Annotated in this window: 9 protein-coding genes; 5 read left to right on the forward strand and 4 right to left on the reverse strand. The window is 61.6% G+C overall.

The features are described 5' to 3' along the window. Nucleotides 1–103: 103 nt before the first annotated feature. On the reverse strand, nucleotides 104–1123 hold the full coding sequence (locus ACYOEI_RS14790; RefSeq protein ID WP_462850281.1) for a serine hydrolase domain-containing protein: 1020 nt from the start codon (nucleotides 1121–1123) through the stop codon (nucleotides 104–106). A gap of 692 nt (nucleotides 1124–1815) precedes the next feature. Here ACYOEI_RS14790 and ACYOEI_RS14795 point away from each other — a divergent pair. Continuing rightward, nucleotides 1816–2427 carry a PadR family transcriptional regulator gene (locus ACYOEI_RS14795; protein WP_462850282.1) on the forward strand — a complete coding sequence of 204 codons (612 nt, stop codon included), beginning with the start codon at nucleotides 1816–1818 and terminating at the stop codon, nucleotides 2425–2427. A gap of 211 nt (nucleotides 2428–2638) precedes the next feature. Further along, nucleotides 2639–4078 carry an FAD-dependent oxidoreductase gene (locus ACYOEI_RS14800; protein ID WP_462850283.1) on the forward strand — a complete coding sequence of 480 codons (1440 nt, stop codon included), beginning with the start codon at nucleotides 2639–2641 and terminating at the stop codon, nucleotides 4076–4078. A gap of 121 nt (nucleotides 4079–4199) precedes the next feature. On the opposite strand, the gene ACYOEI_RS14805 is transcribed toward ACYOEI_RS14800, so the two are convergent. Both ACYOEI_RS14805 and ACYOEI_RS14810 read right to left on the reverse strand, forming a co-directional pair. After that, complete coding sequence (locus ACYOEI_RS14805) at nucleotides 4200–5339, reverse strand: carbohydrate-binding family 9-like protein (RefSeq protein ID WP_462850284.1); 1140 nt, start codon at nucleotides 5337–5339, stop codon at nucleotides 4200–4202. A gap of 101 nt (nucleotides 5340–5440) precedes the next feature. Next, the gene (locus tag ACYOEI_RS14810; RefSeq protein WP_462850285.1) at nucleotides 5441–8575 is read right to left on the reverse strand and encodes a protein kinase domain-containing protein; all 3135 of its coding nucleotides are present in this window, start codon (nucleotides 8573–8575) and stop codon (nucleotides 5441–5443) included. Nucleotides 8576–9451: 876 nt separating this feature from the next. Here ACYOEI_RS14810 and ACYOEI_RS14815 point away from each other — a divergent pair. The 3 genes from ACYOEI_RS14815 (at nucleotide 9452) to ACYOEI_RS14825 (ending at nucleotide 13935) form a co-directional block, all read left to right on the forward strand. After that, complete coding sequence (locus ACYOEI_RS14815) at nucleotides 9452–10099, forward strand: sigma-70 family RNA polymerase sigma factor (RefSeq protein ID WP_462850286.1); 648 nt, start codon at nucleotides 9452–9454, stop codon at nucleotides 10097–10099. 1589 nt (nucleotides 10100–11688) lie between these two features. Then, on the forward strand, nucleotides 11689–12753 hold the full coding sequence (locus ACYOEI_RS14820) for a DUF1559 family PulG-like putative transporter (RefSeq protein ID WP_462850287.1): 1065 nt from the start codon (nucleotides 11689–11691) through the stop codon (nucleotides 12751–12753). Nucleotides 12754–12945: 192 nt separating this feature from the next. Further along, a complete protein-coding gene (locus ACYOEI_RS14825) occupies nucleotides 12946–13935 on the forward strand; it encodes a glycosylasparaginase (RefSeq protein WP_462850288.1) in 990 nt (329 codons plus the stop codon). 341 nt (nucleotides 13936–14276) lie between these two features. Here ACYOEI_RS14825 and ACYOEI_RS14830 read toward each other — a convergent pair whose 3' ends face one another. Continuing rightward, nucleotides 14277–15335: a DUF1559 family PulG-like putative transporter gene (locus ACYOEI_RS14830; RefSeq protein ID WP_462850289.1), complete on the reverse strand. Its 1059-nt coding sequence runs from the start codon at nucleotides 15333–15335 to the stop codon at nucleotides 14277–14279. Between the last annotated feature and the right edge of the window lie 1033 nt (nucleotides 15336–16368).

Genomic DNA, 16368 nt, shown 5'->3' on the forward strand with positions numbered 1-16368 from the left:
ACAGTACATCAGAATGCTTATGCGCCAGAATTTATACATGAAAGCGGAATCGGGGCAATAAATCGCTTCACGTGTCGGTTGCCTCGATTCCGGGTGCCATTTATCACCTTCGCGATTCGGGTCCGCTTCCGGGACGAACGACGTTGGCCAAGGCCTTGAAGATCTGGGTGGCGACGTTCTCCGGTTGGCTCGAATTGATGGCGACGGCAATCACCGATCGGCTGATGGGGTCGTACATGACGGCGGCCTGGAAGCCGAGGCCTTCGCCCGTATGGCCCCACCAGCCGTTGAGTTGCCCCATGCCGAGGCCGTACTGATTGTATTCGGGACCGTCGGTCGCCGGACGCGCGAGCTGCTGGCGAAGGTTCAAGAGTCGTGGTCCGATCAATCGGCCGGTCCCCAGGGCTCGTCCCCAACGCAGGAGGTCGGGGAGCGTCGAGACCATGGCCCCCGAGGCACCGAAGCCCGAGAGATTGAATTCGGGGAGAGCTTCTCGCTCGCCGGTTTGGGGGTCGACCTCATAAGGGGTCGGCATCGGCGTGGATGTGGCGAAGCCGTCGAAATAGGCGGTGGATCGGAGGCCGAGAGGCCGGAAGATCCGCGTCGTGAGGACCTGGCCGAGCGGGTGACCGGTCACTTTCTCGACGGCCATTCCCAGCAGGAGAGTGTTCGTGTTGCTGTAGTCGTACTGGGCTCCGGGCGGGAACAACGGAGAATCGGGGATCGTCAGATTCACGATCTCTCGGGCCGTCCATTGCCGGGCATTGTCGGCGATCAGGCCGGCCTGGAACGCCGGAACCGCCGTGTAGTTCTTCAGGCCACTGGTCATTCCCGCGAGGTTGGCCAGCGTGATCGTGCCGCCGTTGGGGATCCCGGGAACGTATTTCGAGATCGGATCGGTCAAAGACAGCTTGTGTGCTCGTACGAGCTGCAAGACGAGCGTCACGGTGAACGACTTGGTGACACTCCGAATCTGGAAGCGGTCCTTCAGGGTCATAGGCTCGCCGGTTGAGACGTTGGCGAAGCCCTGGGATGCCATCCAGAGCGGTTTACCGGGCGTCCAAACCCCCGCGACCGCACCTGGAATCTGGTACTGATTCATCACCCGTTGCAGCGTCTGCAACAGGACGGCGGATCGCGACGAAACCACCGTTGAAGTGGCCCGGTTCGTGGCCGCGGAACCGACGACACCGTGGGCCCGACCGACCCAAGCTGGCGGAATTAATGTCTCCTGACGATGCGACGTCGTTGCGAAAGTCGAGAGCATCTCGCGCGACTCGAGTGTCTCGCAGGCCGGAAATATGGGCGTCCTCTTACGTCGAATTCTCTTTGAATTCCATGGCGCTCCCTTGCCTCCTGGCGAGATCGACTGGTCCACGGATGCATCTCCTGATTGTGAGCAACTCGACTTCGACGGACCCTGAGAATCTAACCTCAAATTCACCCCTGTTTTCCCAGGCCTCCATCGGCACCCATTGTATTTGAAAGCCTGAAGGGTTGCGACGGGCTTGTCCGGATCAACTCTTGCCGAATTGAGTGGGAGAGCGAGCCTGTAAATCGGGCATTTCGAGATGCCTCGGGAGGGCTGGCTGGGCGAGAGCAAGGGTTGGGATATACGTCTACGAGGTCATTGCAGGCGTTCCACACCGCTCAGCGGATGTCCGAGCTTTAGAACCCGTCAAGCTCGAGTCAAATGACTCGCCGTTCGTTCCCCGACCTCCTGCGAATAAACCGATCGACCGGACGAACTGGCTTGCAGCGTCTATCCGTTCTCGATATATACGGCGACGGATATTCGCGAAGGAGGGAACAGCCTTGGCTCCTAGTAAGCCGTCCTCGAATCCGTTGGCGCTCGCGGTTCTCGTGCTGCTCTTCGAAAGGCCGATGCACCCGTACGAGATGGCGGCGACGCTGAAGATGCGCAACAAGGGATCTAGTATCAAGTTACGGTACGGATCGCTCTACACCGTGATCGAAGGACTCTTGCGTGAAGGGTCGATCGAGGTGAAGGAGACGGTCCGAGAGGGGCGACGACCGGAGCGGACGATCTACGAGTTGACCCCGAGCGGGAATGAGCGGATGCGGGCCTGGCTCCGGGAGATGATCGAGACACCCAACAAAGAATACTTGCAATTCGAGGCGGCACTCGCGCTCCTCCCGGCGATTCCGCCCGACGAGGCGGTCGTGCTCCTCGAAGCGAGGACCGAGCGGCTCGGTGAGATCGCCGAGGAGTTGCGTGCGTCCTTCGCCGAGGCGACCAAGGTTGTCGAGCGGTTGTATCTTGTCGAGGTCGAGTATCGAATCGCGGTCATCGAGGCCGAACGTCAGTTCATCGATGAGATCGTTCGTCGGATTAAGGAGGACGAAGGGTACTCCCTGGCGTGGAGAGGGTTCCACGCCGCACCGAAGGGACCCGAGACAAATTAGCTCGTGGCAAGAGTTGAAGCCGGCCCCCGGCGAGGTGTGTCACCACCGACGCCGAGGGCTCGGCCCTTGAAGTCGGGCTCGCGGAGCGAAACCTGGCCTCAATGCAGGCGCATGGGAGGGTAACAGGCGACGCTTCGTCGGGCAAGCCGCGCCAGTCTGGCGCGGGGCGTTCGTTCCTCGGAATTGATCCCGTGGGAGAAGGAGCGTTGTGATGAATCCGAATTCATTGCGTGTCGTGGTAATCGGTGCAGGGACCGGTGGGTTGTGCCTCGCGCATGGTTTGAAGCGAGCCGGCATCCGGGTCGATGTCTTCGAGCGAGACCGGACGCGGACCGACGGGTTGCAGGGATATCGTGTCGGCATCAGCCCGACGGGCAGCCGAGCCCTTCACGAGTGCTTGCCCCCAGATCTTTATCAGACGTTCGTAGCCACCTGCGCCCGTGCACCGAAATACTTCAATATGTTGACGGAGCAGTTGTCCGAGGTGCTCTCGCTCGAGGTCCCCCCCGAGGACGACCCGATCTTGAGCGAGAAGTCGGTCAGTCGCATGACGCTCCGACAAGTCCTCCTCACGGGCCTCGAAGACGAAGTGCATTTCGACAAGAGGTTCGTACGTTACGAGGAACATCGCGAGGGCAAGGTCACGGCCTACTTCGAGGATGGAACCTCGGTCGAAAGCGACATCTTGATCGCCGCCGACGGCGCCGGGTCACGCGTTCGTAAACAGATGCTGCCCCACGCCCGAATGGAGGATACGGGGATCCTCAGCATCGGTGCCAAGGTCCCTCTCACGGCCGAGACCCGGAGTTTGCTGCCCTTCAAGGCGTACCATGGAATCTCGATGGTGATGGCCCCCAAGGGGTATGGGGCGATCCTGCACGTCATGGAGTTCAAGTGGGATCGAAACGGCGTAAAGACGGGGATCGGTGGCAACGATGCCGATCTGATCGGGCACTGGCCGGGGATGCTCTACGACAACACGACCGACTACATCATGTGGGGTTTCTGGGCCTCCCGGCGCAGGTACAGGCTCGATCCCTTGAAGGCCTCTCGCGAAGAACTCGTGGGGATCGTTCAGGAGATGACTGCCGGCTGGCACCCGAATCTCCGGGAGTTGATTCGGCGCTCGGATCTCTCGACGGTTTTCCCGATCAACATCCGAACTTCGGTCCCCCCGCAGCCCTGGCCGAGCGGGCGGGTGACGCTCCTCGGCGATGCGATTCACACGATGACGCCAGGGCGCGGGGTGGGGGCGAATACGGCCTTGCGAGACGCCGCCCTGCTCTGCCGAAACTTGACCGCCGTGCGGGACAGCCAAGCTTCGCTGGTCGAAGCGGTGGCCGATTACGAATCCAAGATGCTCGAGTACAGCTTCGAGGCCGTCAAGGAATCACGCAAACAGATGAACGGCGATAGCTTCATCCACAAGCCTGTCGTCGGTCGACTGGCCCTCGGAGCGATGCGGACGGGGATGCGGCTCACCAACGCGATCCCGTCGCTGAAACGTCGAATGACCGACGCACAACTGCGACTCCGAGTCTCGGAACTCGACGCCGGGATCGCGTCGTCCGGGACGTCGATCCCGGATACCGTCTCCATCGATTTCGGCCTGACGGACGCAAGCCGAGTTCCGGCCGAATCCAGGACGTGAGTGAGGCGCGTGGGTCGAGACTGACGACCTGATGTGTCCAATCGTTTCGAAATCGAAAGGAGGGAGGACGATCGGCGTCCTCCCTCCTCGTTTGCATTTCCTGTCCTCGAGACGCTATCGCTCAATCCAACCAGATGCGCGAATCCTGACGGATATGGAGCTTCTTCGACGCCCCGTCGGCCGTGGGGGTTTCGACCGTGGCTTCGAACCCCTTTTCGGTCAACTGGAGGGTGATGGGCTTCGAGGGGTCGCAAACGTCCTTCGATAGTCCGAGTTGCTCGATGCTCCCGGCCCAACGTCCGTCATTCGCCTTGTGATAGGCACGCTCGGCCTGATAAACCGAGATCAAGCGATCCCTGGCCGGGCCCGTCGGGTCGGGCTTGAACGGGGTGGCACCACGAGGGCCGGTCGCGAACTGGACATAGCCCCAACGTTCGGGCCGGTGCATGTCGACGACAAACTGGGGCGACCAGACCCAGTTGTCTTCGCGGTGTTTGGGCAGCTTGCGATACTTCCCGTCGACGATGTTGGTGATCCACTCGACCCTCGAGAAATTCACGCGCCACTGCTCCCCCTGCTTCGGAGGGGACGGACGGTTGGCGTGTTCGGCGAGGGTCTTCCAGGGGATCGCGATCTCGACGGTCCAGCCTCGGTCGATGTCGCTCGGGTCGTTCAGCGTGCCGTCGACATGGACCGCCGTCTTCAGGCCGGGAAGTTCCAAGCTGTTCTCGGCAGGGCCGCCGTCGCGGTACGGCTTGCGGAGCAAGAGGTCCCACTCGGTGTTGAGGGCGTTGAGCTCGAACTCGGTGTACTCGAGGTTGTCGCCGTCGGGGTCGATGAAGACCTCGAAATCGTTGTCGGCGAAGATTACCGAGTCGTGTTCAGTTAGAGTCGCCCACACGTGCGGTTCTTCGAGGTGTGCACCAATGTAGAAATATTCGTCATCCCAGATCATCTGGACTTTGGTCCCGAAGCGGGGCTTGGGCTTGGCCGGCCCTTCGATGTCGATGAAGTCGCCGGAGAGATGGCCCTCGGCCCAGTCGGCCTCGTCGAGCTTGCCGTCGATCTTGATCGCTCCGGTCGTCTTCTCGCAGACGTAGCCTTGGGGAGGTTCCACGGCCATCGAGGTGGAGGCCGAGGCGACGAGAAGAGTCGCGATCACCCCGAGAAGGGCCGTGGCGGCGCGGTTCGGAGAAACCTTGGGCTTCGGTCCCGGATAGGTTTCGACGTCGAAGGACCCGGGGCGCGATACGGCTTCCATAAAATGATTTCTCCTAGCGATCGGTGAAAACATGGTTAATACAGGGAGTGTGGCTGGCCTCGGGCGAGGTCCAGTCGTTGGCGGGTGTGGGGCGAGGGAGGCTAGCGGGGGTTCGGTTCCTTCCCCCCCCAAACGGCGAGCCCGCCGTCCCACATGTTCGAGACGATTCTCGAGTTATCAGGGCTGAAAACAGCCCTGGCGTTGAAGTAATAGTCGCCGGGACGCTGGGAAATCAGCCCTCGCAAGCTCAGGATTTCCTGTCCGGTCGTGGCATCCCAGAGTTTGACCGAGCCTTCGTATCCGAGTGAGACGAGTCGCCGGTCGTCGGGGCTGAAAGCGACGCTCGTGAGCGGATGCTTGTCGCCCCGGAGCGTCAGGATCTCGGCGCCGTCGGAGAGGTCCCAGACACGCACGTTGGGGTCTTCGCGGGCGACCGTCGCCAGGTGCTGCCCGTCGAAGCTGAAGGCCATGTCGGTGATCGAACCGCGGTGGCCGACGAGTGTGAGGCGAAGGGCCTTCGTTTCCGCATCCCAGACTCGGATCGTCCCGTCGTCGTTCCCGGCGGCGAGTTGCTCTCCACGCGGGCTGAACACGTGTCGGACCACCGCCGAGCTCGCTTCGCCGGACCAGGTCCGGAGTCGAGACCCCGTGGCCGCGTCCCAAAGGATGGCCTCACCATTCTCGCCGCTTCCCGCGGCCCCCCGAGCCGACGACGCCAGTCGCCGACCGTCGGGGGCGAACGCGACACTCACGACCCTCGTCGAGTGTCCTTGGAGTGCGAGGAGTTGGCGTCCCGTCGACGTGTCCCAGATGATGATCTGCTTGGGGTCTTCCCGCAGCGGGCCCGCGAGTTGCCGGCAGTCCTCATCGAAGGACGTATCCCCTCGAGGGCAGCGGTACTGGTTGTCGACCCGGATCGACTTTTGCGATAACGACTTCCCGGAGGTCGCGTCGTACGACTGGAGCAGCCCGAGGTCGTGCCTGACGACCATGATGCGCTCACCATCCGGTGTGAAGGTCAGTCGTCCCGTCCATTCCCCCCCGTTGTCTCCCTTCCGGATCCGAAGTCCGCGAGGGTCTCGATTCGCGTCCCAAACCTTGACCGTGCCGTCCTGACTACCAGAGGCGATGCAGGCGCCGTCGGACTGGTACGCCACGGAGCGGACGCCGAACGTATGCCCGCGCAGGTTCAGCACTTCAAAACCTGACTTCAGGTCCCAGACCCTCACCGTCTGGTCGACCGAGCCCGAGACCAGCCTCGTGCCGTCAGGGCTGATGGCCACGCAAGTCGACTCGCCCCCGTGGCCTCGGAGTTGGAGCCGTTCCTGGCCGGTCGCCGCGTCCCATATGACGATCGGTCCGATCTCGGTCGCCCCGGCGAGGATCGAACCATCCGGGCTGAAGGTAACCCCGCGAATCTGCCCGAAGTCCGCCTTGAACGACCTCAAGATCGAGCCGGTTTTGATATCGAGAAGCTCGACGACGCTGCTTTCATGTCCCGCCACAAGCCGGGTGCCGTCGGCCGTGAAGGCCATCGGGCAGTTTCCTCGGAAGTGTGTCGACTCGAACTTGATCTCCTGCGTCTTCCAGTCCCAAAGCCGCAAGGAACGAGAATCGGCGATCGCGATCAAGCTGCCGACCGGGGAGAATTTCAAGGAGACGTTCGAGACCTCCGGCCCGCTGAGCTTGGCGACCGTCTGGAAGGTCTGGGCATCCCAGATCCAGATGGCGCCGTCGGCGCTGGCCGAGGCGATTCGACGTCCATCCGCGCTATAGTCGACGGCCCAGATCGCCCCGGCATGTTTCTCGGGGGCTGCGATCAACTGTCCGGTTGCCGAATCCCAGATGCGAAGGTCGCCCGGGGTGATGGAAGGATTCGTCCCGGGGAGGTTAAAGGGGAGGCCTGACCCGGCAACAACCCGGCGTCCATCGGGGCTATAGACGACGGAATGAACCCATTCCCGACAGCCTCGGAGCGTCAGCAATTCGGGGTGCGAGAGCCCTTTGAGGTAAGCCCATTCCCAGCCTCGATAGTCATGTCGCCCCGGTCCCGGCAGGCACTTCTCCAGCAGCAGGTCGGCCCCGGCCACGTTGTTGTTCCGCCACTCGCTCTCCGCCAGCGCGATGTGGCTGAAGTACAGGGTCTTCTCGGCCTGTTCGCGTTGCACCGCTTCGGACTTCGCGTTGACGAGCGCCTCTCGCTTCGCCTGCTCCGCCCGGATTGCGTTGGCCTGCTCGTGCGCAGCGGCGGTCTGGAGGTCCGAATTGAACCTCCGGAGCATCGCATTGTATTGCCAGCCCGCGAGGATCGAGGTCACGAGCCCGATGGCCGCCGCACCTAGCGCGGAGGCCAGGGCCGGCCGTCGACGTGCCCAACGCCACGCCCGTTCGTACCAGGGGATCTGCCGAGCCAGGATCGGCTCGTTGTTGAGGAACCGTCCAAGGTCTTCCGCCAGGTCGAGCGCGTTGGCATAGCGTCGACCGGGCTCTTTTTCGAGGCACTTCAGCGTGATCCTCTCGAGGTCGGCCGGAATCCGGGGCTGGAGGCGTCGAGGAGGAACCGGCTCCTGGACGTTGACCAGGATCAGGGTCTCGATTGCGGTCGGGGCCTGCAATGGTGCTCGGCCGGTCAGGGTCTCGTACAGGATTACGCCGAGACTATAGACGTCGGTGGCGGGGCCAATTTGTTCTCCCGAGCCGCTGGCCTGCTCGGGGGCCATATAGCAGGGAGTGCCGATCAGGTCGCCATCCCGAGTCTCGTGGTCGTTGAGCTCCAAGCGCTTGGCGACGCCGAAATCGGCGATCTTGGGGACGCCTCCGGCGGTGAGGAGGATATTGGAGGGCTTGAGGTCTCGGTGGATGATCCCCCGACGATGAGCATAGTCGACCGCGTTCGACAGGGTGCGGACCAACTCGGCCGCTTCCCGGGCCGGCTGGGGACGCCCGGCCAGCTTCTCTTCGAGCGAGCCACCGTCGACGAGTTCGAGAGCGAGATAGGGGCGACCGTCCTTCCAGCCGACCTCGTAAATCTGGACGATGTTCGGGTGCTGGAGCCTGGCGACGGCCTCGGCCTCGATCTGGAACCGCGAGACGAGCCGAGTCGGATCGCCCCTGATGATCTTCAAGGCGACCGATCGATTTAACGCGACCTGGCGTGCCCGGTAGACGAGGCCCATGCCCCCCTCGCCGAGCGCGTCGCCGATTTCGTAACCATCGAGCCGAAAATCCTCGAGCACCGGCGGCTCGCCCGAGGCGGATTCGGTTATGGGGTTTTTCCTGGAAGCCAAGCGATCTTCGGCGGATGTCTTCGGTCGCGATCGAGGAATCTCTTCATCCAGGAATGGGCGGACCGGTCCGGAGTCTTTGCCCCGGCCTGATCGACGAGGCTGGGGTTTGCAGTCGGGATGCGAACTCGTGCCCGACGCGGTGCGTCGCAAGGCCACGAGGATCTCATCGGTCTGCGAGTCGAGTCTCTGTGCGCGGGCCTCGCAACGTGGGCAGGATTCCAGATGCCTGGCCACCTCGTCGAGAAGGCTCTCCGACAAGTCGCCCAGATTGAAGTCGGATAACTCTTCGTCCGAAGGGCAACCATGGCGGCGCACGATCAACTACCTCACTCTGAAGTCCCGCTCGGTCACGTGGACCAGTACGATTCGCCAGGAATACTTTTGACGCGACGCGAAACCTCGTGCTCACATACAGCTAAAACTCGGCCACTCAATTAGACATCGGAGCCCTGTGACATCGCTCCCGGTCCGTATCGCGAAAGTCGGTACTCTTTGCCGCCCGACTTTCACTCGTGAGGACGTCGATCAGGTCGCCGGATCGGTCTTAAGCCAGGCCTACTTAAGGAGCCTGAAGCGTCCTCGAGATCGGGTCCCCGGGCCGGGGTTGTTTTTCCGAACCTCATGCCGGACGTTCCTTCCTTTCCTCCGCTCTATCTCTTAGAATGATACCAAGCAGTTAAGAGCGTCGGCCCGCCTCTTCCCGGCCGCGGATTCGCGACTAACCGATATGTGGCCCGCCGTCCATCCCGTGAAGAATTAATGAAATTAAAATAATCGGCGTGTAAGCACTCGATCGGTCGATGATGACATCGGAGTGACCGGGCCGTGCATGAAGCCAAATTCCCACAACGCCTCCGTGCGAAGCCGGCGGACTCGACCTCTTTGACTTTGATGGAGGGGATCAAGGCCCATCGGCAGGAATCGTGGGCCAGGCTGGTCAACCTCTACACCCCGCTCGTCCATCATTGGTGCCATCGGTGGGGCGTCCGCGGCGAAGATGCCAACGACGTGGTTCAGGAGGTTTTCCAGGCCGTCGCTCTCGGGATGAACACCTTCCGCTACGAGCGTTCAGGCGATACCTTCCGGGGTTGGCTCCGCGGGATCACGCGGAACAAGCTCCTCGACACCTATCGGCGTCACGGCCCACCCGCCCAGGGGGGTGCCGAGGCCTATCGTCGATTCCTCGAGGTTCCCGACCCGGGACTCGATTTCCCCGATGATTCGGGGGATCTGGAAATCGACGAGCTTCTCAGTCGGGCCATGGAACTCGTCCGAGGCGAGTTCGAGGATCGGAGCTGGCAGGCGTTTTGGCGCGCCGCGGTCGAAGGGCATAGCCCGGCAGACATTGCGCACGATTTCGGGGTTTCAGCCGCAGCGGTCCGACAGGCGAAATCACGGATCCTCCGACGACTCAAGGACATGCTCGGTGATTTGCCGAGGATGGCTCGGCCGGGACGGTCCACCCGCCCGTAGTCCTGGGCAGCGAGATCGCCGACGGCGCGAAGGACGTGCAACCGACCTTGTTGTGGCCGACGGTTGCTCGAGAATCCCAAATCCTAGGAGCCGATCCGCGAGCTCGTCGGCAGATATTACCGCACGCAATCCCTGACGATCGAATCGACCACCGAAACGCTCACGTCACCATCTCCCAGCAAACCCCCGCCTAATCGGCTCCTTCCGTTTCGATGCAAGCTTCGTTCGACCCAACAACCGCCGCCGGTAAAGCGGTCGGTCCGAAGCCTGCTCGAACCCATTTCAAATCGCCAATATTTTCAAATCGCAATATCGGCTTTCGGCTGTCCAGCGATCCCATTCACTCCTTGAACTGACTCACTCGACAACCTCGCAGCAGCCGAGTGGAGAAGGACGGTTCTGAAATTAAAGCGATGGAATGAAGAGTTCCCTGCCAAACCGCGTTCGGCAAGGATGGTGGAGCGACATGGTCCCCTATGTCTCAATTTATTCGGTGAGACCTGGAGTGGAAAGTCGTGTTGCCAGGTCTCTCCTCATCGTGGTTCGAGTCCAGGAAGGACCGCCACGTCCTTCACCTCGAGGAACGCCACAACACAATCGCGGCCGGTTGGGCCTAACACTTTCAGTCCCGCATCCTCCTGTGCCTAGACTCGGATGAAACGCTGGTGGACGACAATCACGACGCTCCCTCGTTCCCGCCACAATCTTCGAAACTCGAATGATCCGATCCACTAAAGAGATCGTTTTCCATAATGATGTCTCGCTACCGAAAACAATCCACCACCCCACACAGTTGACTGCATGGATGAGTCACCCAATATTGTGTCACACACCTCACGATCTGGTATGGTGTTGTCTGACGAAGTCGAGAAATTTCAAGCGTTTCGGCGACACAGCACGATGTCGTGCCTCCATCACCTCGACGGTTTGAATGCGTCCTGTTGATGGTTGCTTCGGACCACCCCCCGCGAAGTCGGATCGATTCTGAAGAAACACGGGGAGACGAATTCTTCTTCTTAAAGAATTAACACTCCTTCTTTTGCTTAGATCTCTCCTCGGGTTTTTCGTCTGTCCACGCAGTACACCCGTGCGCTCCCCGCCCGGGCCGTTTCGTCCCGTCGATCTGGTCTCGGCTTCGCCCGGGATTGAACGTCTTGAGGATTCTCTCTTTTGCGGAGTGGAGTCGAAATGCGAGGTTCCATGCGCCTTGACCGAGGACTGAGGGGAATCTTGTCTTGCGGAGTGATCGCCGGATTGGTGTCCGTCGCGGGTTGCTCCGGTTCCGGGCCGGCACCCACGGAGGAGAACTTCAAGGCCGTTCAATCCCGGAGAGACGCGATGCAGAAGGGGAATTTCGGCGTGACCAAGGGAATCGTGGCGAACCCGAAAGGGAAAGCCAGGAGGAGTCGATAACGCCGTCGTTCCCCGAGATCGAAGGGTTCGGAACGCCGCCTCCGAAGTGTGGCGACGGCGCAGGAATTCGATCCAATTCTAGTCCTTAATAGGCATTCATGTCGTTGATTCGCGAATGTTTGCCTTGTCCTGATCGTCCGGCATTTTTCCTTCCTCTTGTCGCAGGAGTTTCCGCAATGCTGTTGGGATCACCCCGGAAGCGTTTGGGCACGAAAGCCTTCACGCTCATCGAGTTGCTCGTCGTCATCGCGATCATCGCGGTCCTGATCGCCCTGCTGTTGCCCGCCGTGCAGGCCGCTCGTGAGGCCGCCCGACGGACCCAGTGCGTCAACAACCTCAAGCAGTTGGGCCTGGGCTCGGCCAACTACGAGTCGGCGAACAGTGCATTCCCGATCGGCGCCTACATGATGACCCCCACCAGTGGCGGTACGGTCGGCCCGCCCGGCGATCCCGCCTCGACTAAATGCTCGGGACGTCACGAATCGAGCATTTTCATCGCGCTCTTGCCGTTCATGGAGCAGGCCCAGCTCTTCAATGCCTACAATAGCGCCGTTCATTACCAGAATCCCCCGAATTACACGGTGCAGTCGACCGGGGTGACGGCTCTCTGGTGCCCGAGCGACGGCAAGGTTAGCCAGTTGCTTCCAAACGCGGCGCCCGGCGGCATGCGGTTCACCAGCTACAAGGGGAGCTCCGGGACCTGGTTCACCCCCGCCCGTTCAATGGATCCGGCCTGTGACCCTGCGGCCTTCGCGACGTCCAAATCCCAGGCCAATGGGATGTACTATTTCTATAGCAGCTCCACGATTGCAGGTATCACCGATGGCACGAGCAATACGATGGCCATCGCGGAGGTCGCCTACGGTCGAGTAACCCCGGCCGAGCAGGGCTGCTGGGCATGGTGGACCTCGGGTAACTACGCGGACACGATGTTCACGACGATGTATCCGATGAACCCGTTCAACAAGTCGAGCGACGGTGGCACTGCCGGTATCAACGCCGACCAGTGGGTCTGTGCCGCTTCGAGCTTCCATCCCGGGGGGGCGAACTTCCTCTTCTGCGACGGTTCGGTGAAATTCCTGAAGGACACGATCTCCACGTGGCCGGTCCCGAACGGCGCGAGCGTTCCTCCCCAAATCAACGCCGGGGCGAACTCGTTCATCGCGACGGCCCCCTTCCCGACCTACATGGCCCTCTCCACCCGCAACGGTGGCGAGGTCATTAGCGCGGATTCGTACTGATCCGAAGCGTTCGATCAAATCGAACGGCTCAAGCCCCGTCCTCCCCTTTGGGGGTGGCGGGGCTCCGTTCGTTTTTGTGGTATCATCTTCCTCCCCCCTTCACGACTTCTTCGACCCGAACTAGAGCAGGATCGCACTCCGATGAGATCGAGCTTGAATCGCCGGACTTTCATGTCTGCCGGGACCGCGAGTATGGCAACGTTGGCCCTCGGAGCGGCGCCGGTCAAGCCGCCCGGAGCCGGTCGGCCGGTGGTCATCTCCAGCGGGAACCAAAGGGTCGTCGAGATCGCCATGGAGAAGGTCAGGGCGGGTGCAGACCCTCTCGACGCCGCGATCGAAGGCGTGGCCGTGATCGAGGCCGACCCCAACGATCACACCGTTGGTCTCGGTGGTACCCCGAATGAAGACGGTGTCGTCGAGCTCGACGCCGCCGTGATGCACGGACCAACTCACGGCGGTGGTGCCGTCGCCGCCCTCCGCAACATCGTCCATCCCGCGGCCGTGGCTCGCGTGGTGATGCAGCGCACCAAGCACGTCCTGATCGTCGGCGACAATGCGCTGAAATTTGCGACGAGCCACGGCTTCCCCGAGGCGGATCTCACGACCGAGGTCACCCGGAAGGCCTGGATCCAGTGGAAAGAGTCGCGACTTCGTGGTGACTCGCGGATCCCCATGCAAGTCGCCCAGCTCGAGCCGAAGGTGCGCGACCTGACCAACACGTTCGTCCACGGCACGATCCATTGCTCGGTGCTCGACACCCACGGCGACCTCGGCTGCGTCACCTCGACCTCGGGCGTGGGGTACAAGGTCCCGGGCCGCGTCGGCGACTCGCCGATCCTGGGCGCTGGGCTCTACCTCGACAACACCGTCGGCTCGTGCGGCTCGGTCGGCCTCGGCGAGGTCAACCTCCTGAATTGCTCCTCGTTCCTCGTCGTCGAGTTCCTTCGCCAGGGGATGGCCCCCAAGGATGCCCTCGTCGCGGTCCTGAAGCGGATCCACGAGACGACGACCCGCGACCCCCGTTTCCGTGACGATAAGGGCAAGCCGAACTTCGGCGTCTCGTTCTTCTGCCTCACCAAGGAAGGCAAGTTCGCCGCGGCCAACATGCGCGGCCCGATGAACCTGGCCGTGCATGACGGCAACGACATCCGGACGGTCGAGGCCGCCATGCTCTTCGAGTGAGCAATCCCTTCGAAACCACCTCTTGATCAAATCCTGAGATTTTGACGTAACACTCGGTCCGCCGACCTTCCCAACCGCGATGCGAGGGAAGGTCGGCGGACCGCACTCGTTTCCGGTTCGACCGTGGTGGTCCTCATCGAAGATCTGTCTCGTCGAGACGCTCCGAGACCGTCGCGTCAAGTGCGAATGAATCGCGGATGTCGTCAGGGAGGTGCGCAAAAAAAGGACCAGCCGAGTATCGGCTGGTCCTTCGAGATCGGATCGTTCTCGGGCAAAGTGTCGGGGTGGAGAAAGCGACCTGAGCGGTTCACCCGGGTCGCGTTCTTCGAGCGTCCCTGGGTTCAGAAAGCATCGGAGCTGATGACTTCGCCGCCGTTGCGGGTCGACAGGGCCTGGTAGACGCCGAGGGTGCTGCCGGGAATGAACGAGTAGTTGTTGTTCCCGCCCTGGATGATCGTCATCGTGCAGCTATTCGGGTCGTACGGCGAAGTGTTGATCGAATCCTTGAGGAACTTGACCGAGCCGTCAGCGAAGGCGAAGTTGGCCCCGCCGGGATGGAAGCTGCCCGCGGAGTCGGCATCGATGTAGCTGGTGTTCACGCCGACGCCGTCGCGGCAAACTCGCTGGGGATTGATCGGGTACTCCGAGGTCATCGTGGAGTCGGCCGGGTTGTAGCCGAGCCACCAATGCCATTGGTCCTGGTAGTCGCGGATCTTGCCGTAGGCCCATTCCGCGATGAGGATCGTGTTGCTGGTGCCGTCGGTGATCGAGTTGATACCGATGTTGCTGCCCTGGAACATAATCCCGTTACTATTGTTGGCGCCCGCCATCACGCTCGTAAGGCCAGGCCAGTCGATCGGGGTGGTCAAGTTGAACCAGGTCCCCGCCATGCCGGCATAGCTCGAGTAGTGCATATTCACGGTACCGCTGTAGCCGAAACCGGAGAAGGCCGTCCCTTGATTCGTGGGGATGGCCACCTTGCCGTCGCTCGGGCACAGGAAGGCGTTGATGGTGACGTCACCGACGGTCGGCCAGTTCTGGGGATTCCAGGCCGTGAGGCTCATGTTGAACGCATTGTAGAGCGGAGCCTGCTCGATGAACGGCAGGACGCCGAGCCGCCATCCCCACGACCGTCGCGGCGGGCTTCCCGGGCTCACCGCGTTGCCCGACCAACCTTCGCCCGTGATGAAGACGTTATTCTGCGAATGGTAGTTGTGGAACGCGAGGGCGATCTGCTTCAAGTTGTTGACGCACTGCATGCGGCGGGCGGCTTCGCGGGCGGCCTGCACGGCGGGGAGCAGCAACGCGATGAGGACCGCGATGATCGCGATCACGACCAAAAGCTCGATGAGAGTGAAGCCCCGGGTTCGGGTCGTTTGCGAGGACGACGAACGGATCATGCAGAAACTCCTGGGTCGTTGTGTCGTTTGATGATTGGAAACCGCGGGTCCACGGGTCGTCGGGGACCGGGATGAAATAGGGCCGCATCGGGGTTCGCCGGTCGCCTTTTCGGGGACCGCGGCGGGGCTCGATGCGATCGCTCAGAAGAGGTCGTTCGCGGCACGGGATTTCTTCGACTTGCCGGTCTTGCCGGAGCCGGTAATCCCCTTCAGCATGTCTTCCTTGGCCTTCCGACGCACGACCGGGTCCCCAGGAGGCGTTTCGACGCCGCTCCCGGAACAACCGACGATCGAGCCGATCAAGAAAGCTCCGGATACCGCCGTAAGAAGACCGGCGGTCCATGGGTTTCGGTGGTTCATGTTGGGAAAACCGATAATCCTTCTCGAGCGATGCCAACGGGCGGGAAAATCAGGAGGAAAAGCCCCGAGGCGACTCCTGCCCTCGGCCGGCCCCCGGAATCGGCCAACATCTTCGAACGTGTCCAATTCAATAATTGTACGGAGCACGCGGCCTGGCAAGCGGGCGATGACTAAATTCGGCGGGCGATCGGCCGAGTCTCCTCGACCTCAAGTGACGGCGAGCTGTCTGCGTCGGACCGACTTCACCATTCCAGATCGCGATTGGTGTGACACGAACGTTTTCGGCCTTCCCAATCCCATCATGACGCGACTCCCTTCGCATCACAGTACCGCGCCTGTGGTCTCAGGCACTTACGATGCTGTTGAACACCAATAAACGAAGACGCCTTCCAATTCTTAAAAAATTCGCCTTCGATTTTGGTCCAATTTCGAGCGATCCCGAGTTCCCAGTACCGACACCATGCCTCCGGTCCAACAAGGCGAGGACGACACGAGCGTACGCGTCATCGGCACACGCCGAAGCCCCGGGGGATTCTCAACTCTCGACCTTCGGAATTCCGATCGGACCCCATACACACGAGCATGCGTGCGTGAAAAATGTTGAGGTTTCGTCGAGGTTGGGAAAATCGAAACATCTTACCCAAAACACTCGAACTCGCGTTGTTGGTCCGCT

The sequence above is a fragment of the Singulisphaera rosea genome (assembly GCF_054877945.1).